17 protein-coding genes and 2 pseudogenes are annotated in these 19,752 nt (G+C 49.1%); 2 read left to right on the top strand and 17 right to left on the bottom strand.

All coding sequences use genetic code 11. The annotated features are described in order from the left end of the window. Nucleotides 1–94: 94 nt before the first annotated feature. Nucleotides 95–349: an IS110 family transposase gene (locus J3482_RS17750; protein ID WP_206922854.1), complete on the bottom strand. Its 255-nt coding sequence runs from the start codon at nt 347–349 to the stop codon at nt 95–97. Between the two features lie 247 nt (nt 350–596). Here J3482_RS17750 and J3482_RS17745 point away from each other — a divergent pair. Then, nucleotides 597–1,367: pseudogene (locus J3482_RS17745) on the top strand (DDE-type integrase/transposase/recombinase); the annotation flags it as partial. Between the two features lie 91 nt (nt 1,368–1,458). Here J3482_RS17745 and J3482_RS17740 read toward each other — a convergent pair. The 16 genes and pseudogenes from J3482_RS17740 to J3482_RS17670 form a co-directional block, all read right to left on the bottom strand. Further along, nucleotides 1,459–2,319, bottom strand: a complete 861-nt coding sequence (locus tag J3482_RS17740) for a tyrosine-type recombinase/integrase (protein WP_206922852.1) — start codon at nt 2,317–2,319, stop codon at nt 1,459–1,461. A 222-nt stretch (nt 2,320–2,541) separates the two neighbouring features. Beyond that, nucleotides 2,542–3,810, bottom strand: coding sequence for an MFS transporter (locus J3482_RS17735; RefSeq protein WP_206922851.1), 1,269 nt, complete (start codon nt 3,808–3,810; stop codon nt 2,542–2,544). A 44-nt stretch (nt 3,811–3,854) separates the two neighbouring features. Next, nucleotides 3,855–4,868, bottom strand: coding sequence for a HoxN/HupN/NixA family nickel/cobalt transporter (locus J3482_RS17730; protein ID WP_146824765.1), 1,014 nt, complete (start codon nt 4,866–4,868; stop codon nt 3,855–3,857). Nucleotides 4,869–4,945: 77 nt separating this feature from the next. After that, the gene (locus J3482_RS21350; protein ID WP_268884585.1) at nt 4,946–5,773 is read right to left on the bottom strand and encodes a zinc-dependent alcohol dehydrogenase; all 828 of its coding nucleotides are present in this window, start codon (nt 5,771–5,773) and stop codon (nt 4,946–4,948) included. Between the two features lie 110 nt (nt 5,774–5,883). Continuing rightward, a pseudogene (locus J3482_RS22175) lies at nt 5,884–6,006 on the bottom strand (alcohol dehydrogenase catalytic domain-containing protein); the annotation flags it as partial. Between the two features lie 208 nt (nt 6,007–6,214). Continuing rightward, nucleotides 6,215–6,439 (bottom strand): Rossmann-fold NAD(P)-binding domain-containing protein, encoded by a 225-nt coding sequence (locus tag J3482_RS17720; protein WP_188332403.1) that lies wholly within the window; start codon nt 6,437–6,439, stop codon nt 6,215–6,217. 145 nt (nt 6,440–6,584) lie between these two features. After that, complete coding sequence (locus J3482_RS17715; RefSeq protein ID WP_146824762.1) at nt 6,585–7,193, bottom strand: cupin domain-containing protein; 609 nt, start codon at nt 7,191–7,193, stop codon at nt 6,585–6,587. A 60-nt stretch (nt 7,194–7,253) separates the two neighbouring features. Continuing rightward, nucleotides 7,254–7,793 (bottom strand): cupin domain-containing protein, encoded by a 540-nt coding sequence (locus J3482_RS21650; protein ID WP_146824761.1) that lies wholly within the window; start codon nt 7,791–7,793, stop codon nt 7,254–7,256. A 32-nt stretch (nt 7,794–7,825) separates the two neighbouring features. Beyond that, nucleotides 7,826–8,329 (bottom strand): tripartite tricarboxylate transporter TctB family protein, encoded by a 504-nt coding sequence (locus J3482_RS17705; protein ID WP_146824760.1) that lies wholly within the window; start codon nt 8,327–8,329, stop codon nt 7,826–7,828. Beyond that, nucleotides 8,326–9,846: a tripartite tricarboxylate transporter permease gene (locus J3482_RS17700; RefSeq protein ID WP_146824759.1), complete on the bottom strand. Its 1,521-nt coding sequence runs from the start codon at nt 9,844–9,846 to the stop codon at nt 8,326–8,328. The genes J3482_RS17705 and J3482_RS17700 overlap by 4 nt, the downstream gene beginning before the upstream one ends. 34 nt (nt 9,847–9,880) lie before the next feature. Then, nucleotides 9,881–10,987: a Bug family tripartite tricarboxylate transporter substrate binding protein gene (locus J3482_RS17695; protein WP_206922850.1), complete on the bottom strand. Its 1,107-nt coding sequence runs from the start codon at nt 10,985–10,987 to the stop codon at nt 9,881–9,883. Between the two features lie 42 nt (nt 10,988–11,029). Next, entirely contained in the window at nt 11,030–12,664 is a 1,635-nt protein-coding gene (locus J3482_RS17690; protein ID WP_188332401.1) for an ethanolamine ammonia-lyase reactivating factor EutA, read from the bottom strand. Next, nucleotides 12,639–13,754 carry a cupin domain-containing protein gene (locus J3482_RS17685; RefSeq protein ID WP_146824756.1) on the bottom strand — a complete coding sequence of 372 codons (1,116 nt, stop codon included), beginning with the start codon at nt 13,752–13,754 and terminating at the stop codon, nt 12,639–12,641. The genes J3482_RS17690 and J3482_RS17685 overlap by 26 nt, the downstream gene beginning before the upstream one ends. A 19-nt stretch (nt 13,755–13,773) precedes the next feature. Further along, the gene (locus tag J3482_RS17680) at nt 13,774–15,045 is read right to left on the bottom strand and encodes a Rieske 2Fe-2S domain-containing protein (protein WP_146824755.1); all 1,272 of its coding nucleotides are present in this window, start codon (nt 15,043–15,045) and stop codon (nt 13,774–13,776) included. Between the two features lie 219 nt (nt 15,046–15,264). Then, entirely contained in the window at nt 15,265–16,023 is a 759-nt protein-coding gene (locus J3482_RS17675; RefSeq protein ID WP_188332400.1) for an IclR family transcriptional regulator, read from the bottom strand. Between the two features lie 231 nt (nt 16,024–16,254). Further along, nucleotides 16,255–17,247 carry a PhnD/SsuA/transferrin family substrate-binding protein gene (locus tag J3482_RS17670; RefSeq protein WP_146824753.1) on the bottom strand — a complete coding sequence of 331 codons (993 nt, stop codon included), beginning with the start codon at nt 17,245–17,247 and terminating at the stop codon, nt 16,255–16,257. A 469-nt stretch (nt 17,248–17,716) separates the two neighbouring features. Between J3482_RS17670 and J3482_RS17665 the strand changes: the two genes are divergently transcribed. Then, nucleotides 17,717–19,012 (top strand): MFS transporter, encoded by a 1,296-nt coding sequence (locus tag J3482_RS17665; RefSeq protein WP_188332399.1) that lies wholly within the window; start codon nt 17,717–17,719, stop codon nt 19,010–19,012. Nucleotides 19,013–19,752 lie beyond the last annotated feature (740 nt).

The following is a 19,752-nucleotide window of genomic DNA, read 5'->3' as shown; positions in this document are numbered from 1 at the left end:
GCACTGATGAACAGCAGTTACTAGCTCCAACGTCAGTTTTGCATAAATAGCTAACACTAGGGGTTGCACTCAATTTACACCACTTGACGGGACACTACCTGATGACACGCACCCGTATGCCATGTTTACGGAGAAACGAGTGTAGAGCCAACCAGTAGTGACCAGTGGCCTCCATTGCGACTTCTGTGGATGACAAATCGTGATCGACATTCTGCATCCACTGAATGAGCTTCTGGCCTCCAGCCTGAGTATTTGGGAAGCGCAAAGTCTTGCCTTGGCTCTGCCCAGTTGAATCGATCATGCAGGCTTCATGATTACGCTTAGCAATATCAATACCAACAAAATACATTGCACGTACCTCCAAATGGGTCGGATCCGCACAACCTTGCGATCTACAACCTAGTTTGAGATTCGGAGATAGGGTATAAACCCTTCAACATCCAGCTCATTCGTAACGCTCGCAAGGCGGGGACTACACTCTTTAAGTCGAGAACCAATGGTCCCAAGGAGAGGTTCGTAGTACCCCGACCACTACGAGAATTTTATCTCAAAACTCTTTGGAGTACGTGACATCAATATACTAGGAGAGGTTAGCCATGAAAGATTGGAAGAAAGCGGAGGATGTGGCCGTGTATCGTGTTCAGTTGTTGTCTCCACTTTTGGAAGATGGACTGGATTCAGCGCAACTTCGCAGACGCAAGGCAGAGATCTGTGCACAGACCGGGTTATCGGAACGAACATTGCGCCGCTATTTAGCTACATTTCGTGAACAAGGTTTTGAGGGACTCAAACCGAGGTCAAAATCTAGCCGTCGAGCTCAGGTGATCCCGGATGAGATTCTGGAAGAGGCCATTTTGTTGCGCAGAGAGGTTCCTTCTCGAAGCGTGTCGCAGATCATTCGTATTCTCGAATGGGAAGGAAAAGTGGCACCTGGGGAAATTCGGCGAACAACTCTTCAAGAGAAACTTGCTCGTCGAGGATATAGTGCCGGACACATGCGAATGTATGCTGAGACCGGTGTGGCAGCGCGTAGGTTTCAGCACCGTCACCGCAATCAGTTGTGGCAATCGGACATCAAGTATGGTCCGTATCTCCCCATTGGAACGAATGGTTCAAAGCAACAGGTTTATCTCGTGGTCATGTTGGATGACGCAACTCGTTTTGTTCTCCACGGGAGGTTTTACCCCACGCTGGACCAAGCCATTGTGGAAGACTGCTTTCGCCAAGCTGTACAAAAGCACGGTATACCAGAGGCTATCTACTTTGACAACGGCAAACAATTCAGAACCAAATGGATGACTCGAACCTGTTCAAAGCTCGGGACACGGCTGCTTTACGCGAAACCCTATGCGCCGGAGTCGAAGGGTAATGAGAAGCTCGAGATAATGAGAAGCTGAATATCAAGCTCGTTGATTGAAGGGAACTACCCGCAAATCAACTTCTCATTATGATCCCGTCTTATTTGCCTAGATTCTTTAGCCAGTTCATCAATCCCGTATTCCTTTGCCACTCTGGAAGCTCATCCGTTACAGTATGGTTCGCGCTCTTCTCTAACGCCTTTCGTTTCATTTCGCCATCAATTCTTGCGTAGATCTCCGTTGTCTGGATGTCTACGTGCCCAAGAAAGTCACGGATGTAGATGAGGTTTACTCCGGACTGGAGCAAATGAATCGCTTTGCTGTGACGAAAACAGTGTGGAGAGAACTGATCGGGAAAGAGTTGCGGTGCCGACTCTATCGCTTCCGTCGCGTATTTTTTGACGATGTAAGCAATGCCCTCACGAGTCAACTTGCTCCTCGAGCGGTTCTGAAACAATGGGTAATCCCGTGCGTAAGGCTCCGTCCAACCATTTTCGTCTATATATTGTTTCAAAAGCTGCGACATTGGTTTCATTAAGGGAACAATCCTGCTTTTGTCCCCTTTTCCCGTAAGTTTGACGGTTGCAGGTTCCGTCGCTCTCACGTCGGACACTTTCAAGTCAGCAATTTCCTGCACTCTGGCCCCAGAATCATACATAAGACTTAGCAAAACAAGATCTCGCCTGCCCTCTCTAGTTTCACTGTTGGGCCTCTTAAGCAAATATTTCATGGCGTCCAGTGTCAAATATTCAACGGTCGGCTTTGTCGTCTTTTTGGTCGGGATGGCCAAGATTTGCTGTGCCGAATAGATATAATCGGGGAATTCCATCTGGAGATATCGACAAAATGCGTGAATGGCAGCCAGCCGAACATTACGGGTGGAGATTTTGCAATGGCGTGCTTTTTCCAGCCACTCGAGATAGTCCTCAATCAACTGCTTGTTCAATTCTCCCAGTGTCAACTTGTCAGCGGATCTCTTGGTTTGTCCACAATAGTACTCAAGCAATAAACCCGGATTTCGACGATTAGGTGATTGAGGTCATTGATCGGGGCGTGTTTTCAAGTATTTGGTGGGTTTGTTAGCGAACACGGCGAAATCATGGTACGGAACTAGAGCAATGGACACAATTCCCCCCTCCCCAAGCCAGGCTATGAACTCCACTTTTTCAATTGGAAGAAAAATCTACGTGGCGGCATGAAGCATGATCAACGACCGATGCTTTGCATACACGGGAAGACGAATGCTCCACTGGCGTGCATGACGCACTAGAATCCCAGGTAGATGGAATAGTCTTCGTCTGAGCCGTCCGGCGGTCCACTGTCGCACTCCTGGTTGAAGCGCGACGTGCTTGTACAGCAGGAGTAGATTATACGCAAGTAGCTTTAGACCTTGCAGCGCTTTGTTGGCATCGAAATTCTGGATAATCGTTTGTTCCACTGGGCTGTATCCATACACAAACATCCCCATGACCATGAGAAATGGTACGAGCATGCCAATGCCGCTGTCCGTTAGCGAAAATGCGATCATGGACAAACTCATGACACAAGCCCCACACAAAAGAAAACTCAAGAACTTGGAGCGATTGAATTTGTCCGACAGTTTACCGCTGACGATAGGGCCAATCACACTGGTCACCGTAAATAATGTGAACAACAGGCCCGATACAGATTTGCTATAGTGCAGATGATTTAGAAAAAATAGTGGTAAAAACGTTTGCATAATACCAATGCCTTTGCCGCCCGCCGTGATAGATGCGGTCATAATGAGCCTTCTCACCGTCGGACTCTTCAAAGGCTCTAAAAAACCGGATGTAAAAGCAAGCTGGCGTTTGGATTTGGCGGCCAACATTTCGGATGGAAGGGTTAAAAGTAGCAGCAAAGCCACGACAAAACCGGGTGCCATAAAGAGGTAAAGTGTTTTGCGCCAGCCAATCGCGGCAATTAAGAATGTCGCAATCAAGGGGCAGACAACCGTTGCGACATTCGCCGTTGCAAAGTGAATGGCCTGTGCAGCTCCGCGCTTTTTGCGGCTAAACCACTTGCTCAACATTGCGCTGCCAATAGGGTGATGTGGACTTGCCGCAATCTGTCCGATGGTGACCAAACCAGTGAGCTCGAGAAAGTTGTGCGCGATACCGCACAACCCGATGCCCAAGCCAACGCCAACGTTCTCCATCACAATTAAATTTCTACCTGAAACATACCGAGAAACGATGCCCCAAATACCTTGAAGAAATCCATTCACGAGACGTGTGAAGGTCAACATCGCACCCAATTCTACATAGCCAAATCCCATGCTGTTCATGAGTAACGGGTAGATTAATGGAAGCACGGCGCCCTGCATATGCGTAACACCGTGCCCCGCACTGAGAATGCTAAGGCGCCACCTAGCCGCTCCTGGATTCTCATCGGAAATATAGACATGTTCCACGTGTTTCGCGTTGGTCGACATGCCAAAACCCCTTCTTCCTCCTCACAATCTGTCACGAAGTAATCTCAATAACTGGACGACGACCACCGCTGCTCTATCCGGAACAATTTCCATATGCCAAAAGAAATCGCCCAAACAATCACAAACAAACCGACTAGCACATACCCTAAGGAGCCCAAATCCAAGTTGTTGACCCATGCCCAAAATCCGTAATTCCATCCTGATTCCGAGGAAATAACTTGAACCGCTTCAATCAAACCAATGCCCAAAGCAGCAACGACCGACAAACTAGTGACAGAAAGGTTGTAATACATTTTCCGCAGTGGCGTCGAAAATGCCCAACCGTAGGCCGTTGTCATGAAAATACCGTCCGCTGTGTCCATCAAGCTCATCCCCGCGGCAAACAGTAGCGGCAGCGCCACAATACCTGTAACGGGAATTGCGCTTTTGGCTGCACCTGCCGACAAAGCTAACAGCGCCACCTCGCTTGCGGTGTCAAATCCCATCCCGAACAGCACGCCAATCGGGTAAATATGCCAACTACGATTGACCATTTTCAAGAGCGGACCAATGATACGGGCAATCAACCCTCTAGAGGCCAGCAACTTTTCTAGACGCGCCTCATCCCGCACTTGATCTCGCCGCATCTTTTTAAACAACTTGAAAATGCCAATCAATACGCCAAGGTTGACAACCCCAATCAAAATCAGGAACAAAGCCGAAACACAAGTTCCAATCACACCGCCAACACTTTGAAAAATCGGCATGGACCTTTGCGCCCACTGAACCGCCATCGCAAGTGCTACCGCCATCGCAAAAACAATGGTGGAATGACCCAATGAAAAGTAAAATCCCACTCCACTGGAGTCCTTGTTTTCCTGCTTCAACTTGCGCACGGTATTGTCAATCGCCGCAATGTGGTCGCAATCAAACGCGTGACGAAGGCCGAACGTATAAGCAACTAGGCCTAACCCGAGCAAAGTTGGATGTTGTGGTGCGGTCGTAAAGAGACAAATCAAGCCAAGGACATGCAAAAGTATCACAACTCCGCCATAACGCCAAATAGGTTTTCGCAGCATACACAACGCCTCGCTTCTACAAAATAGCCTACATCATGGTGTGAAAGCGTAAAATGACCATCGGCCTTATATCGAACCTATTGCCACGGATCGACTGCGACCAGAAGGGGATTTGGCTCTCCTTTTCCGTCTGCTGTCCGCAGCGCCAAGTCCACATCCTGCAATCCATACCTGTGAGACTGCAACATGGACACTGGAAATTTTCCAGAAGCAATGCACTGGATGGCCATTTCCACCGAACGGTAGCTGTGCCCGCGTAACCCCTTGATGGTCAGGGATTTTGAGAGCACCAAATCAGAATCCCATTCTGGAATTTTGGCGTACTTATAAGCGGCCAAGATCACGAGACCCCGATTTTTGGCGATTGCGAAGGCCTGTGTCACAGGTTCCGCACCGCCTGAAGTCACATCCACAACCACGTCTGCCATTTTGCCATCGGTCAACTCGGCAATGCCATCCACCAAGTTCTTCGTCGTGGTATTCACAATAGCATCGGCGCCAAGTTGCATACTTAATTGCAGACGTCGTATACTCGTCTGCCTACCTACCATAATCACCTTGTCTGCTCCCGCGGCTTTCGCCGCCAAGACACATGCGAGCCCCTGTTGCCCAGGCCCTTGAACGACGACGGTCTTCCCGACGCCCACCTTGGCCTCCAAGCACATCCATTCAAATCCGTTTGCCAAAGGCAGTGTAAAAACCGCCTCTGCCACTGGGACATCCTTGGGCAGTCGATGAACAACCGCATTTGGATGGAGGTACATGTATTGGCTGAATCCGCCCCACAAACTCGGTTTAAGATGCACTGATGTATTGCCGTATCGCAATCCACCGCGACGTGAATCCGTAAAACTACAAGCTCGATACAACCCTTCACGACAGCGGTCACACTGACCACAAGGCAAATATTCCTCCATGGCGACGTGTCCGATGCGACTAATAGGCAGCGTGCGTGGACGTCACACTGACCACAAGGCAAATATTCCTCCATGGCGACGCGGTCTCCTTCTTGTACCCCCCAACGTTTGGCAGCCTCAACGCCAATCTTCTCAATGTGCCCCACGACATGATGCCCCAAGATTCTCGGGTCCGATATATGTTTGTAATTGGCCACATCTGTTCCACACACGCCAACCATTTCAACCTTTAGCAAGCCTTCATTTGCGGACAATTCAGGCACAGAGAACTCCTGAATTTGTGTTACAAGCGGCTCAGTGGCGACAGCTGCCAGGACACGTTTGTCATTATTTTTCATATCTGCCCACTCCTATAGATGCATAAATGTGACGCCAAGAAGAACTTAAACTTCCTGCTACACAAAACCTCAAGATGACGACTCAGGAGGGTTACCACACTTGGACAATGTCCGCCTGTGCTGCCGCCTCTTCTGGTGACAGCACATACTGTCCGTCTGTCATCGCCTGGCCCCACTCATCCCTGTCTTCCCGAATGCCGAAGATCACATGGATTCCTCTGCTACGAAGGTACTCCGCGTGTGATTTTCCGTCTTCCCGATATCCAAAGATAGCTACAGTTTTATTGCGGGCATCCATAATCCATCGTTCATACATATCGCTTTCCCTCACTCGCTGTAAAGTTCTTAAAATAATGACTTTCACATCAAGCAATCGGTGGGACACAGCGGACATGTGACGTGATTTCCCGACGGGAGTGCCCCTGTCCGCCATGCCACACCTCACCTTACTTGGACAACGTTTAGCGTCTGATCTTCGGTCTAATCATTTCTGCAACCTTGTCTGCATTCAATGTCACACCGGGTTCATATTCAGGTGCATTTTCAATTTGTTCCAAGTCATTCAGTCCAGAATACTTATAGATGCGATTGATAGCCGAGATCAAGCGGGCGGGTTTGTTCGGGTCCGCATTAAAATGCTGATGTATGGTGTTTGGAGGGATATAAATGACGTCCCCAGCCTTCCATTCAAACCGCTTCACTTCGTCCTGCGGTATCCAGTGATACGTGTCCGTAATTTCAACATCACAGTCCTGGTGCAAATCGTAACCATGTCCTTCAAGGACATACAGACACTCTTCCGCAAGGTGCCGATGTTTCCCCGAACGGCTGTCCGGTGGGATAATTTGCATGTAAGCGTCCACTGTCTCCATGCGCGTATTCATTTGGTCATTAATCATGTGTTTTAAAATTCCTTGCGGAGCGAGTTCCCAAGGCATTTCGTGCGGCTTAATCACCTTTTTCCGCTGCAAGTCACGCTGGGGCTTTTCCGCAGCGTCAGTTAACGTGTCCTGATAAAACGCCAAGCTCTGGTCACCTTGGTTCCACGTCTTTGCTTCTCCCCATGCCATCAATCCATTACCTCCCAAAAAATAATGAGCTCGAGAACCCCACTTCAGTAGCACGACTATTTAAACTTCCTCGTCTTGCCTTGGCACAAATCCGACGCCATGCTCGGTCGGTTCGGTTGGTCTTGGCGTCACTGTCTTTTGGAACAACATGTTCATAAACATGTACATCGGTTTCGTCTTAATCACTAATGCGCGCGCTGGCTTTTCCGGATCTGCGTTGTTGTGCTGATGAACACAGTTGTTATGAACAATGGCAACATCCCCGGCTTCCCAGTCATATCTCACTTCGTCGTGAATTTCATAACCTCGCCCATCCAAAATATAAAAAGCTGCTTCATTCACATGGCCGTGTTTCTGTGATTTTCCTCCTGGCGCATACTCCTCCAAATGGATATGAAGCGTTTGACCAAGACCGTCGACAGGTTCGACATAATGTTTACTAAATGTCTGTGGACCATCGACAAATGCCAGTTCGTCACCATGGCGCACACGCGGAAGCGAGCGAAGTCGATTAAGTTCGGCCTTCAAGTTGTATTCACCCGATATCGCTCTAACAAAAACTCTGTCCTTCTTGCTGTGATAATGTGATTCCGTTCCCACAATAAGCCCTCCTTATCGAATCAAACGCTTTCTTAAGAAAATAGGACGCCGGCGTACAGGTGCATCTGCAACACTTGATCGAACACGCCATACGTCAATGCCCCCATGACAATGGATGAACCGATGGCAAGCTTCCACGACCGTTGTCGCCTCTGCACTAAAAAGTAGGCTAGAAAAAATAGGGGCATCGTGATGACGAAACCAAAGAGTAACAGCCCGACGATAAGCACGGCACCCCAAATCAACGCAATCCACTGCCATCGCGGAGAGACCTCTGCCATTTCTCGCGTGTCTTCTAACGGTGTGACTGGCCCTGGTTTTATCGGCTGAGCAAGTTTCCTATCGTGCGTCAAAAAGCGAAGCTTCGGCAGGAAATTCCCCATCAATTGAAACAAACCGGCAATCAGTGCCGCACAACCGACGACCATGGGGATGAGCCTTCCAGCTGGTGGATACTGCGTCGACATGGCGATGTACCCACAGGCTAAGACAATCCATGCAATATCGAGGAACAATTCAGCACGCATGCGCTTCATGTACTGACCTCCTCTTCTGCGCGACGACTTTCAGCACGAGAACGGAAACGCTGAAGATATGGGCTGCCAACCACAAACAAAATAATGAGAATCATCAAGTCGACCAATGGACGTTTGAACATGGATAATCCAAACAATTGTTGCGTGAGATAGAGGTTTTGTTCCGCCACACTCCCCAAAATAAAGCCAATCATCGCTGCGGGAATGGAGTAGTTAAAGCGCTTCATGAGTAAGCCCACGATGCCAAAACCAAATACAGCGATCACTTGCCCCATACTTTCATCCGCGGCGTACGACCCCAGCGCCGCCAGTGCGAAGATAAATGGCACCAAAATGGTATTGGGAACCCGGCTGATACGAGCGAGTAGCGGAACGATAGCCAAGCCCATCGCACTGGCCAAAAGGCTGCCAATCGCAATCACGAGTGCCATGGCAAACACAGCATCGAGATGCGTCTTCAGCATACTTGGTCCAGGGACGATGCCCAAAATGGTGAATCCACTCATCAAAACGGCCATACCAACCCCGCCCGGAACACCCAGTGCAACCGTAGGGATGAGGTTACCAGCCTCCTTGGAAATCGAGGATGACTCTGGAGCGATAATGCCCTCAGGTACCCCTGTGCCAAACAACTCTGACCGTTTTGACATTTTCATCGCCTGACCATACGAGATGAAATTGGCTGCAACACCACCAATCCCAGGTACTACGCCGAGCAGCGTTCCGAGTACGGCGGAACGAATCATCAACCAACGATGATGAAACACATCTTTCATCCCATCCAGCACGCCTGCCCCTGGAACTTTTTCGCCAAATTTCAGCGTTGGGGCATTCGAACGTGCGCGTTTCATCGCATATAAGTTGAACATTTCCGCAAACGCAAAGATCCCCAGTGCAACAGCGGTAATATTAAACCCGTTGTAGAGTGCCAACTGATTAAACGTGAACCGTTGCACGCCTGTGATAGGGTCGTACCCGACGAAGGACATCATCAATCCGAACAGCCCGGACAACAATCCCTTCGTCATCGAGCCGGATCGCATCTGCCCAATCAAAACGATGGCCAAAATCGCCAGAACCAGATATTCGGGTGGTTGAAACAATTTAATCAATTGGAACATGAGCGGTATGACTGCGAGTAAGAGGACAACCCCTATCCAGCCTCCTATCGTCGTCGATACTGCTGAAATCCCCAATGCCCGCTTTGCCTTTCCTTGCTTCGTCATCGCATAGCCATCAAACGTCGTCGCTGCGGATTCCGGTGCGCCAGGGGTATTCAGCAAAATCGCAGTAACCGACCCACTGAAGTAAATTCCCGAATGCGCCGCAAGCAGTAAACACAAAGCTGGAATCACGGGCATGCCATAAATAAAGGGCAACAACATCGTCAGTAATACCGCGCCGCCTAAACCTGGAATCGCACCGACAAACGTGCCGAGAATTGAACCGACAACAATCATCAACAAGGCATTGAATGTGAACAGCGACGCAAACCCCAAGACCATTTCATGGAGCAATTTATCAACCTCCTAAGAAGGAGTGGTCTCTTCGTTAACTGTTGTCGTTCAGCAGCGGTTTTAATTCTGAGGCTGTCTTCATAGACTGACTCACCATCTGCGTCACCTTTGAAGCCGGCAAATATCCGATATACAAGTTTGCACGCTTGGCAGCGGCAACGAATTTCGGGTCCTGCAACGACTTGGAAATGGCGTCATCCAGCGCTTTTATCCGATCCGCCGGAACACCCGGCGGCGCAATGAATGCGTGCCCCAAGTCCATGATATTGACCATGCTATTGAGCGCGTTGATGGTGTTTTCGCTGAGTCCTGCCTGTTTCGCCAATTGAATGACCGTTGGCACGTTGGGCAATTTATCGAACGACTGTCCCGATTCCAAGATGACCACTTTGGCCTGGTTGCCAATCTCGGCAATATCGGAGGCCGACAGCGAACTGGTATCCCCATTGCCGCGCAGGAATGCAGCTTTTTCATCACTACTGCCACTAAACGCCGCAACCATCTTAAATGGAATTTTGAATGCGTTAAACGTGACCACCGCCGCGTTGTAGTCAGAACTCCCCTTGCCTGTAGCAAGTGCTTGGACAGGTTCTTTAGCATGTTCTAAATCCTCAAAGGACGTGTACTTCCCCCCGGGGTGAACAGCCATAATGTGCGGGTCATCATCAGGTCTAGCCAACCAAGTCATTTTCGTGACGTCAAAGTTCATCCCACTCGCACCGACAATTTGGTCAAATACATCGCCACCAGCATTCGTGTCGCCAATGGTCAACCCGTCCGGCTTCGCCGCGTAAATTTGATTGGTCCCGACCAACCCACCGCCACCCGGCACATTTTCTACCTGCACCTGACGTACGCCCAGGTATTTTTGCAGATATGGTGCAATGAGCCGAGCCCACTGGTCGTAACCGCCACCAGGACCATAGGGGACGATAAACTGCAGAATTTTTCCTTTGTAAAAATCCGCCGCAGACTCCCCGGAAGCGCTTCCAGCAGAGCCCTGCCCACCCGTCTGTCCTCCTGTGGTACTGCCCGAACCACCACTCTCACCTTGTGTAGCACTTCCGCAACCACCTACCAACGCGACAAGTGCCATCGCGGTAACCGCAGACATAGAAACCCGCCTCAAAGTAGCTCTCATGTAGCTCCCCCTAAACATTTCTATGAAATACGAGAAATGATTCTAATGTACGTTTAGCCCGGTTCGAACACCGCTAGATCCCATATCAAAAACTAAAGATTTTACGGTTACCGGGACAACCCCGGCAGGTTCGATGAGACGTCCAATATCCACGAAATCAAAATCTTGTAGCAGAATTCCGTCTAATACCAACAATGGGGCTTGGACTTGAAACTCCTCCTTGAGCAAACGGCCGACCGTTTTAGCGATATCGCCATCCAACACAATCGTGACCTGCCGCCGACTGGAAAACAGAACAGGCAACGCCGCTTTTAAGCCTGAGCAAAATGCCCGAATTCGCTCATAAGATGGAGAGCCTCCCCAGTGAAAGGAGAGTGCAAACTCCGTTTCTCCTTCCCTCAAATCAAATCGCCGAAGATGAGCTCGAATCTGCTCAGCTAACCGCGAAGCGTCGATGTCGTGGTGCAAATCGCAATCAGGGTGAAGGACTTGCAAATTGCGCACGGGCAACACGTTCGTGTTCGACAAGTAAATGGTGTTGCCACTAATTTGCAAACTATACTCTGACGCCCCTAACACAGTCGCTCGTATGCACTCCGAGGCTGGTAGGATTTCTCCCAATTGCGGATGTTCACTGAAACACCGACGAATCTCCTGGCCTAGATATGGCCCCAAATCTCCAAATTCCTCGTGCTGCAAACCATAGATGTACTCTGCCACGCCCCCGGAAAATACGATTCCATCATACGGAGCGAGTTCTGTTAGCCTATCTGTCAAAAACAAATCCCCTGTGTTTGGGTTGTTTTTGTTCACTGCAATGGCCGCAAGCACGTGCTGTGCCATCCATCGGGCAATCCCTACCTTATCGGTCGCCGACATCGTCCCACCAAGGGACACTGGCTTGCCAGCCGCCTGCGCCGCAAAAGCGCCCCCTGGTTCAATTCGGGTAACCGTGCCATGGTCGTCAGTCGCAATCAATCGCCCACCGACGTGAATCGCAGCGGTTTCGAGCACATGTCCGTTTTCAATCACGGCCAATTTGGTCGTCCCGCCACCGATATCAACATTCAGCAGCCGCGCTTTCCTCCTGTATGACAGTTCAACCGTGCCGGATCCATACGCTGCCAACAAAGCCTCCATATTGTGACCAGCGATTGCACAGACGAATTTTCCACCGTGAACGGACAATGTATCCGCGATAGCCTTTGCATTTTCCCTTCGAATGGCCTCACCCGTTAAGATAACAGCCCCCGCATCCACGTCATCGACAGGAATCCCTGCATTCTGGTAAGCGGTTTCAACAATTTCCGATAATCGTCGCTCGTCAATTCGATGCGCGCCGCGATAAGGTGTTAACATCACGGGGGAACGGTACAGAGACTCCCTCGCTATCACACGGTAGCGACTGGACAATGCACCACCCATTCGTTCTAACGTAAGCCTGGAAAAAACAACTTGCGTCGATGCTGAACCAATATCCACCCCGACGCTCGTCATGTGAAAATGGTCTGACACCCAGAGCCCGTTATATTCTAAAGAATCGCTTCCCTCCTCCTCGTGAAAATGGTCTTCGCCAATGTCATGCAAATACATTGGGAGAATTTCGTCGACACCTGGAAAGACGGGCATTTGTCCTCGTACCTGAAAGAAATTATTCATCGGCAGCAAGGGCTTCAAGTGTCGCCCGCTCAGCCTCATAAACCGGTTCCATTTGAGATTTCAAGCCATTTTTACGAAGTTCATTCTCAAACGTCTCGCGTACAATTGGGTCTTCGTCTGCATAATCTATCTGATCCCCACCAACGCGTTTGCTAATCCAGGCTTTCGGAACGCCTTGCTCATTTCGAATCGAGGTTCCCTCGTATTTCAAAGCCAAATATCGGGCAGGTTTGTGCCCTGTATTAAAGTGTTGATGATACCATCGATCCGGCGGCACAATCATGCTGCCTTCCTGCCAATCATAACGCTGCAGAGGGGAGTTCTCTGGCCACATGTAACTAAACCCGATACCATCGAGAATAATGACATGTGCACCCGGGCCGTGAAGATGTGCCTTTTTGTACGTACCGACGGGAAACTCTGAAATATGGCTGTTCATTGAACCCTTGGCAAGATTAAATCGGATGTGTCCGCCACCTGCCCCACGTTCTTTGGCACTGATAAGTGGCAAAGTTCGTGTGTTCGAGACAAAATTGGTCTCCAACAAAAAACCATTTTGCTTGCCTTCATTGGCAAAATACTCCGGCTCGCCTTGGAAGCGACTTTTAAAATCATACGGCGTGTTAAAGACAAAATCGGCCTCCTCATAGAGGTTGATGACCATCGGTGCGTTGGTCACGGCCAGGTAACGTGCCTTTTCCATGCCGGATCCGTTGAAATGCTGATGCCAGCAGTTGAGTGGAATAGCGAAGAGAGAGCCCGCGTTCCACTCGAACGTCACCTCTTGACCAGCATCATTCCATACGGATGTCGAACCGTGGCCATCTAGCACATAAATCATTTCTTCAAACAATTGTCGCTGTGGCGCAAGTTTGCCCCCAGGAGGTATATCGCAAACATAGCAGTCGTTCGAGTGACGAGACGCTTCGTGATTGATAAAGACGCCGTATCCATTTCTGCGCGGCCACGGTTTCACTTCAACCTCGTGCAAGTTCGGAACATAGTGTGCAGCGATGATATCCAAACCTTCGTTGTGAACCCAAGCCTGGTATTTTGAATCCTTTTCTGTGGCAAATCGTTTTGCCAAATCTTCTGATACCTTCGGCATGACAGGTTACCTCCTCAAATTAAAACTTTGCGGCCAATTCGCTAGACAGTCCCTCTTGCCAGGACACACCGCGCGGGAGAATATGATCACAACCACGTATATCACGATGACTCTCCGGAGAGACGCCACGTGGCTGCCTGCCCGCCTCCACTTCGTTCGTAGCTTCCAACAACAACTGCCTAGCCACAATGATGGCTGCATCTGCCGCGCCAAGGTGCTCCTTGGAGCGATCGACAATCGGCATCATCGTTTCTTGCAACGCGAAATCCTGTGTATTGATGCCCTCAATCCCAGTGAACGTACGGGTTCGTTGAACTTCACGGTCAATCATGTAATCGTTCGACTTATTTCGAATCAACCGGTAACCAGGCAAACTATTGGTTGGCCCCCGTCCGAACAGCGTTTCGTGCTCGATGCAGTACGCTCGAGGCAGCGGATGATTCGGATCTGCAGAATACATCCAGTTATACACGACACAGTGCTCATCATCGACGGGAACCCAGATATGGCCGTTGACGGAAGGATGCTCTTCGGGTTCACCGGTACTCCAATTAGTCATATAACCGCGCATCTGTTGCGCCGGCATCACGAATTGGTACGCACGAACATAGATTCCGTCGTCGCCGAGATCACGAATGCCAACATACGTAAATCCGTGATCACGCTTGTGCACTTCCAACTTTGGAGCAGTTGCTCGCGTCCTCAACGCCTTTTTATCTTGCAGGTTGTTATTGTGCGCAAAGGATGAGTGGGAGGTGTCAATGCCACCTTCGAGCGCTTGTAGATAATTACAGTCTTCGAACGTCTTCGATACAAAACGATGGGTCTCTGGGGCACGCAACCATTCGTAATCCGGATGAGGAGGTTGTAATTCGGGAGGCCCCATATACGTCCAGACGATGCCGCCCCCTTCCCAACAGGGATACGCTCGCGTCTTCACCTTGTGCTTAAAGTTACTTTCCGGTGGCTCGTTTGGCATATCGACACACTGGCCACTGACATCAAACTTCCACCCATGATAGACACACCGCAAACCACATTCCTCATTGCGGCCCCAAAATAGGTGGGCCTGACGATGCGGGCAATACGCATCTAGCAGCCCAACTGCACCCGTGCTGTCTCGAAAGGCAACCAAATCCTCACCGAGCAATCTCACACGGACTGGCGGACAATCCGGCTCCGGCAATTCCTCCGATAACACTGCCGGAATCCAGTAGCGGCGAAATGTTTCTCCCATCGGCGTACCTGCATTTGTTCTTGTGATTCGCTCGTTCATCTCTTTCTTGAGCACCTTGATGTACATCTCCCTTCAGCTGTTGCGACTGACTTGTTGCCTGGTGTTGACTTTATTGTAGGAGTAAGTTTCCGTGACGGGATGCGTGCTTTCCGCTATGCAGAATTTAAAACGAAAAATATTTTGACCAGTTCGAGAACGAGATTGGAACACAAAAAAAGGCTGCCAGGACGAACCTAGAAGCCTAAATGAGTTGAAATATTTAGGACGATGAATCTAGCAACTCAATTGTTCTGTGATTAGGCGACTGTACATCCGCATACTCCTCAGATACTCCTGTACCTGAGTCGGCAAAAACTGTGACCTCGATGCGGTCACACTGAGCGCAGCAATGACTCGGTGACATTCGTCGTAGACCGGTATAGCCAACGAACAAACACCTTTTGTCGATTCTTCCGTTGTCACAGCGTACCCTACTTCCCGAATGTGCTTCAACTGTTCCAATAATTCTCCGGGGTCCGTAATGGTCATATCTGTAAACGCTTTCATAGGTCGATTGAGAACTCTTTGGATCTCGTCCTTTTCTTGAAACGCCAACAACAGTTTCCCAACCGACGTACTGTGGCACGGTACACGCTTACCAATGTTGCTAAACATTCGCGTTTCCTTGTCCTCCGGCAATTTGCACAGATACACCGCCGAACCGGAATTATATATTGCCAAGCGAACAATGCGTCGCACACACATCATTAAATCAACCAACAACGGAAATGCCTTAACACGTATCTCCGCACTGCGATAGACCACGGAACCAATGACAAACATCCCAATGCCTAATCGATATTTGTGCGAATCCTTATCGACTAACCCGGCTTGATTCAACGTGTATAGCAATCGGTGAATGGTGCTCTTGGCAAGTCCCAACCGTTCACTTAACTCGCTGATACCCATCACCGGATTGTCTTCGGAAAACGCTTGAAGGATTCGAATCGCATTGTGAACTGAAGACAACTGCTCTTGTTGTTTCGTTGGCACGTGATATTCCCCCATTCGCATGCGCATACGAATTCGACTCATAAAATTTGCGCATCGGTTATTCCTCACGTTAACCATATCATTGCGTAATTTTATGACTCAACTATATTGTGGAATAAGAAATCGTTACACAAGATTGAACAGCTGGTGGGTAACATTGTACCCCAAGCAAGCATGACGCCTCCTGTGTACGTCGTCACACCACCTGCTGTATGTGAAACAAGCACTGGCTTAAATCGTGAAAGACTCAAATGTGGATGAGACAAACAATTCATCTAAAGGTATTTTTCTATGAATCATCCCCTGTTCATACGAGTAGAGTATCGCGGCTTCAAGTGACGCACGATTTTGCTCGATACCATACGGCCAAAAGTCTTCCCCCATAATTTCCTTCGTGCGTTCCACCTCAGCCATAAGCCATGGCAAGGTCACTTTCAGCGCCGCAGTCTGTCTAAACCCTTCATAAACCTTCTCTTTTGCCGCAACAAACGCCTGATACAGATTCATGGCCACCCAAGGATGTTGTTGCAAAATGTGATCTTGGATCACGATGACATGCATAATCGGGAAAATATGCGTCTTCTGATAGTACATTTGTTCCTCACGGACATAATCGCGAAACAGACGGCGAACGTTCGGTGAACCATTCAAGAAACATGAAGGAGCCCGTGGCGCAATGAATGCATCAATTTCTCCATCTTCTAACATACGATTGAGCGTCTGATTAGCATTGATAGGACGGATATCAATGTCTTTCGGTAGATCTAGAGCGACTTTTTCAATCCTTCCTGGTTTTTCCTCACCACCGGAAAACCAATGTACGTCTGATGGCTTCACGCCATATTCATGCTCCAAAATACCGCGTATCCACAAGCACGCAGTCAATTGATACTCAGGAAGGCCTACTCGTTTTCCCCGCAAATCACTAGGTACCTCAATTCCTGCACCCGTATGAACATAGATGCCAGAATGGCGAAATGACCTCGACATGAAAACGGGGATAGCCGTCGCCGGCAATGTCCCACGGTCCTTACCAATTAAATATGAAGAAAGAGATAACTCCGCCACGTCAAATTCATGATGGCGCATCATGCGCCAGAAGGTCTCTTCTACTTCCATGTTCAAATAATTTAAATCAATCCCCTTGGGACAAACCGTACCGTCCAGTAATGCACCAATCCGATCATAATTCCAACACGCGAACGATAACTCCAGTTTCTTCATCCAATTCACCTCTTCTGTTCGTCCCTTCCCCTAGCACGTCCCCATCAGGAATCGTGCAAGACGGCAGCATCGAACGCATCCGTTTTCATTAACGCAGCCCCAAACGCTCTGTATATTTTGATTTTAGTGGGATTAACCAGAAGGAAATATACTTTGTTCTTCTATGTGGAAAGTTGCTGGACAATTTCAGCATCAGGATAGAAACATCTGCTTTCAAACAAAAATTCCACCATGCCCCATATTTCATCTTCATCGAACCTTATGTCCAATTTATCATGCAGTATTCCACATACAAGAAAATCGAGTTCAAAACCGAATGAATAGTACCTACAATTCATTTTATTCGGGGGGATGTTCCGCAGATGAGAACAATATCTGCATGGTTTGGGTGGATTGCTCTGTATGTAGCAACCGTTTATCTCAGACTTTTGAAAGCGCATTCCTGGCGACAACTTGGAGGGATTGAATGATGAATAGGCAATTGCTTCAGACGCGCGTAGCAACTCAGACTACACAGGCGAACGCCTTACACGCAAAGGCACGTTGGCTACACATTAGCTTACCTCTACTGATGGCCTTTGCCGTTGCTCAATTTAGCAAATCGTCTATCGGTATTTTCGCGGCCAATGATCAATTTAGTCATGATTTTGCGCTAAACCTGCATCCAGGCGCTGTAGGGTGGCTCAGCAGTATTTTTCTTTACGTTTATGGCGTCGCCTTATTTGGCTGGGGATTTGTAGTAAAACTCTTTGGGGCTCGACGCTCGATGTTATTCGGCACGGCATTGTGGTTTATTGCCCTAGCCTTAACACCACTTTGTCACACTATACCTGAACTTTACGGCACGCGTGTGCTACTCGGCATCGGCGAGGCTTGCTTCTATCCTGTGGCGCACACACTGACAGCAAGGTGGTTTCCAATTCAAGAACGGGCAAGAGCCAGCGCCTCTTGGCTCTCAGGCATCTTTATCGGCTCTGCTTTAGCTTCCTCCCTGACGACCATTCTCCTCGTCTCCGTCGGTTGGCGTTTAGCATTCGTCATTCAGGCAGCCATTGCCCTGGTCTTTGGATTCGGGTTTACACTCTTTCTCATCCAAGATTATCCTTCAAAGACTTCTGGTATCAGCCAAGAGGAACTCGAACGCATTGAGCGTGACCTGTACGAGAATACGAACTATATTCCGAAGAAAGGGCCCGATTCGCCGTTTCGAAACTATCGCTACTGGCTGACCATGTTGATGTATCTAGGAGGAAATATCCCATTTTATGGTGTGGTCACATGGTTGCCCTCATACCTTAGCCAGGGAAGGCATGTACCCTTTACGGAGATGGGTTTCATTCTCACGATCTCGAATGGGCTCTCCATTTTAGTCATGGTTCTTGTCGGTATCTATTCGGATAAGAAAGTACGCAGAGCGACTTCAGCACTACTCGGCTTTGTAATTGAGGGGGCAGGAATCGTCATCGCAATACTCTTTCCCGAAACAAGCATCATATCCGTTGGAATTCTCTTGGCGCTAGCAGGGAACGCTTGGTGCGTCGTAACCAACTGGGCATTGCTACACAGTTTCATGCCGACCAAGCGAGCCGAATCCTCCAGTGGTGTCTTCTCATCCTTCACCAACATTGTTGGTGCCGGAGTACCAGCTTTAATGGGCGCAATACTCGCTGCCACACACAGTTATACCGGAGGATTCATGGTCCTTGTCGGAACGATTGTAATCTCCATTATTTGTTGCACCATTCTGATTCCACAAAAGTATTAAAGCATAAAGGGACTCGCCGCAACCACGAGATATGCGCGAGTCCCTTTCAGGTGCCTCCAACCTCTGCTTATTTGAGCATAGCGAGGGAGATAGCTAAACTTCAACTTGGTCGCCGGTAAAGGTGGATATGTGTTGTGTGGTTACTTCCACTGAACGGATGGCACACTTCAAGGTCCAATTCAGTTCATTTGTTCGCCGAATTAGTCCAGCCCTCACAAAGTGATAGTCCTCACACGTAGGGTCTACTGCTGCTAACAAAGATACATCAGCAAGCTTGGGAATCTGGGGTTGATTTAGAGCCGGGTCGTGGTCGAACTGACTTCCGGCAACAAAGTTTAATGGAATGAGATATGACGTAACGTCCAAAACACATTGATTAAGCGCAGCGCAAGCTTCCTCCGAGCCATAGTGGGAATCATTATCGAACAAACAACCAAGCTTTTCTCTCAAATCGCGTGCTCGATTGATACACTCACTCAGGTCTAAAGGTTCTCCAACCGCATCCTGCATTTCAGTCAATGCTTGTAAAACATCCTCAACACCTGCTATCAAATCGATAGGTACGACAGGAGAGAGATCAAGTCCAAAATGCTGTGTAAAATCCCCTCTTCGGAATGTGTCGCATCATGCTCACAATCTAGTCAACGGCTGATGGGCGTCACTTTCTTGTTGGTCTGAGACTTCTTGCTCCTTGCGCCACTTCCAGTATTCTTCCATGTTCAGATAGCAACGGCCTGTTG

Source organism: Alicyclobacillus suci (assembly GCF_017329615.1).
GTDB classification, from domain to species: domain Bacteria; phylum Bacillota; class Bacilli; order Alicyclobacillales; family Alicyclobacillaceae; genus Alicyclobacillus; species Alicyclobacillus suci.
This window is presented reverse-complemented; position numbering and strand designations above follow the sequence as displayed.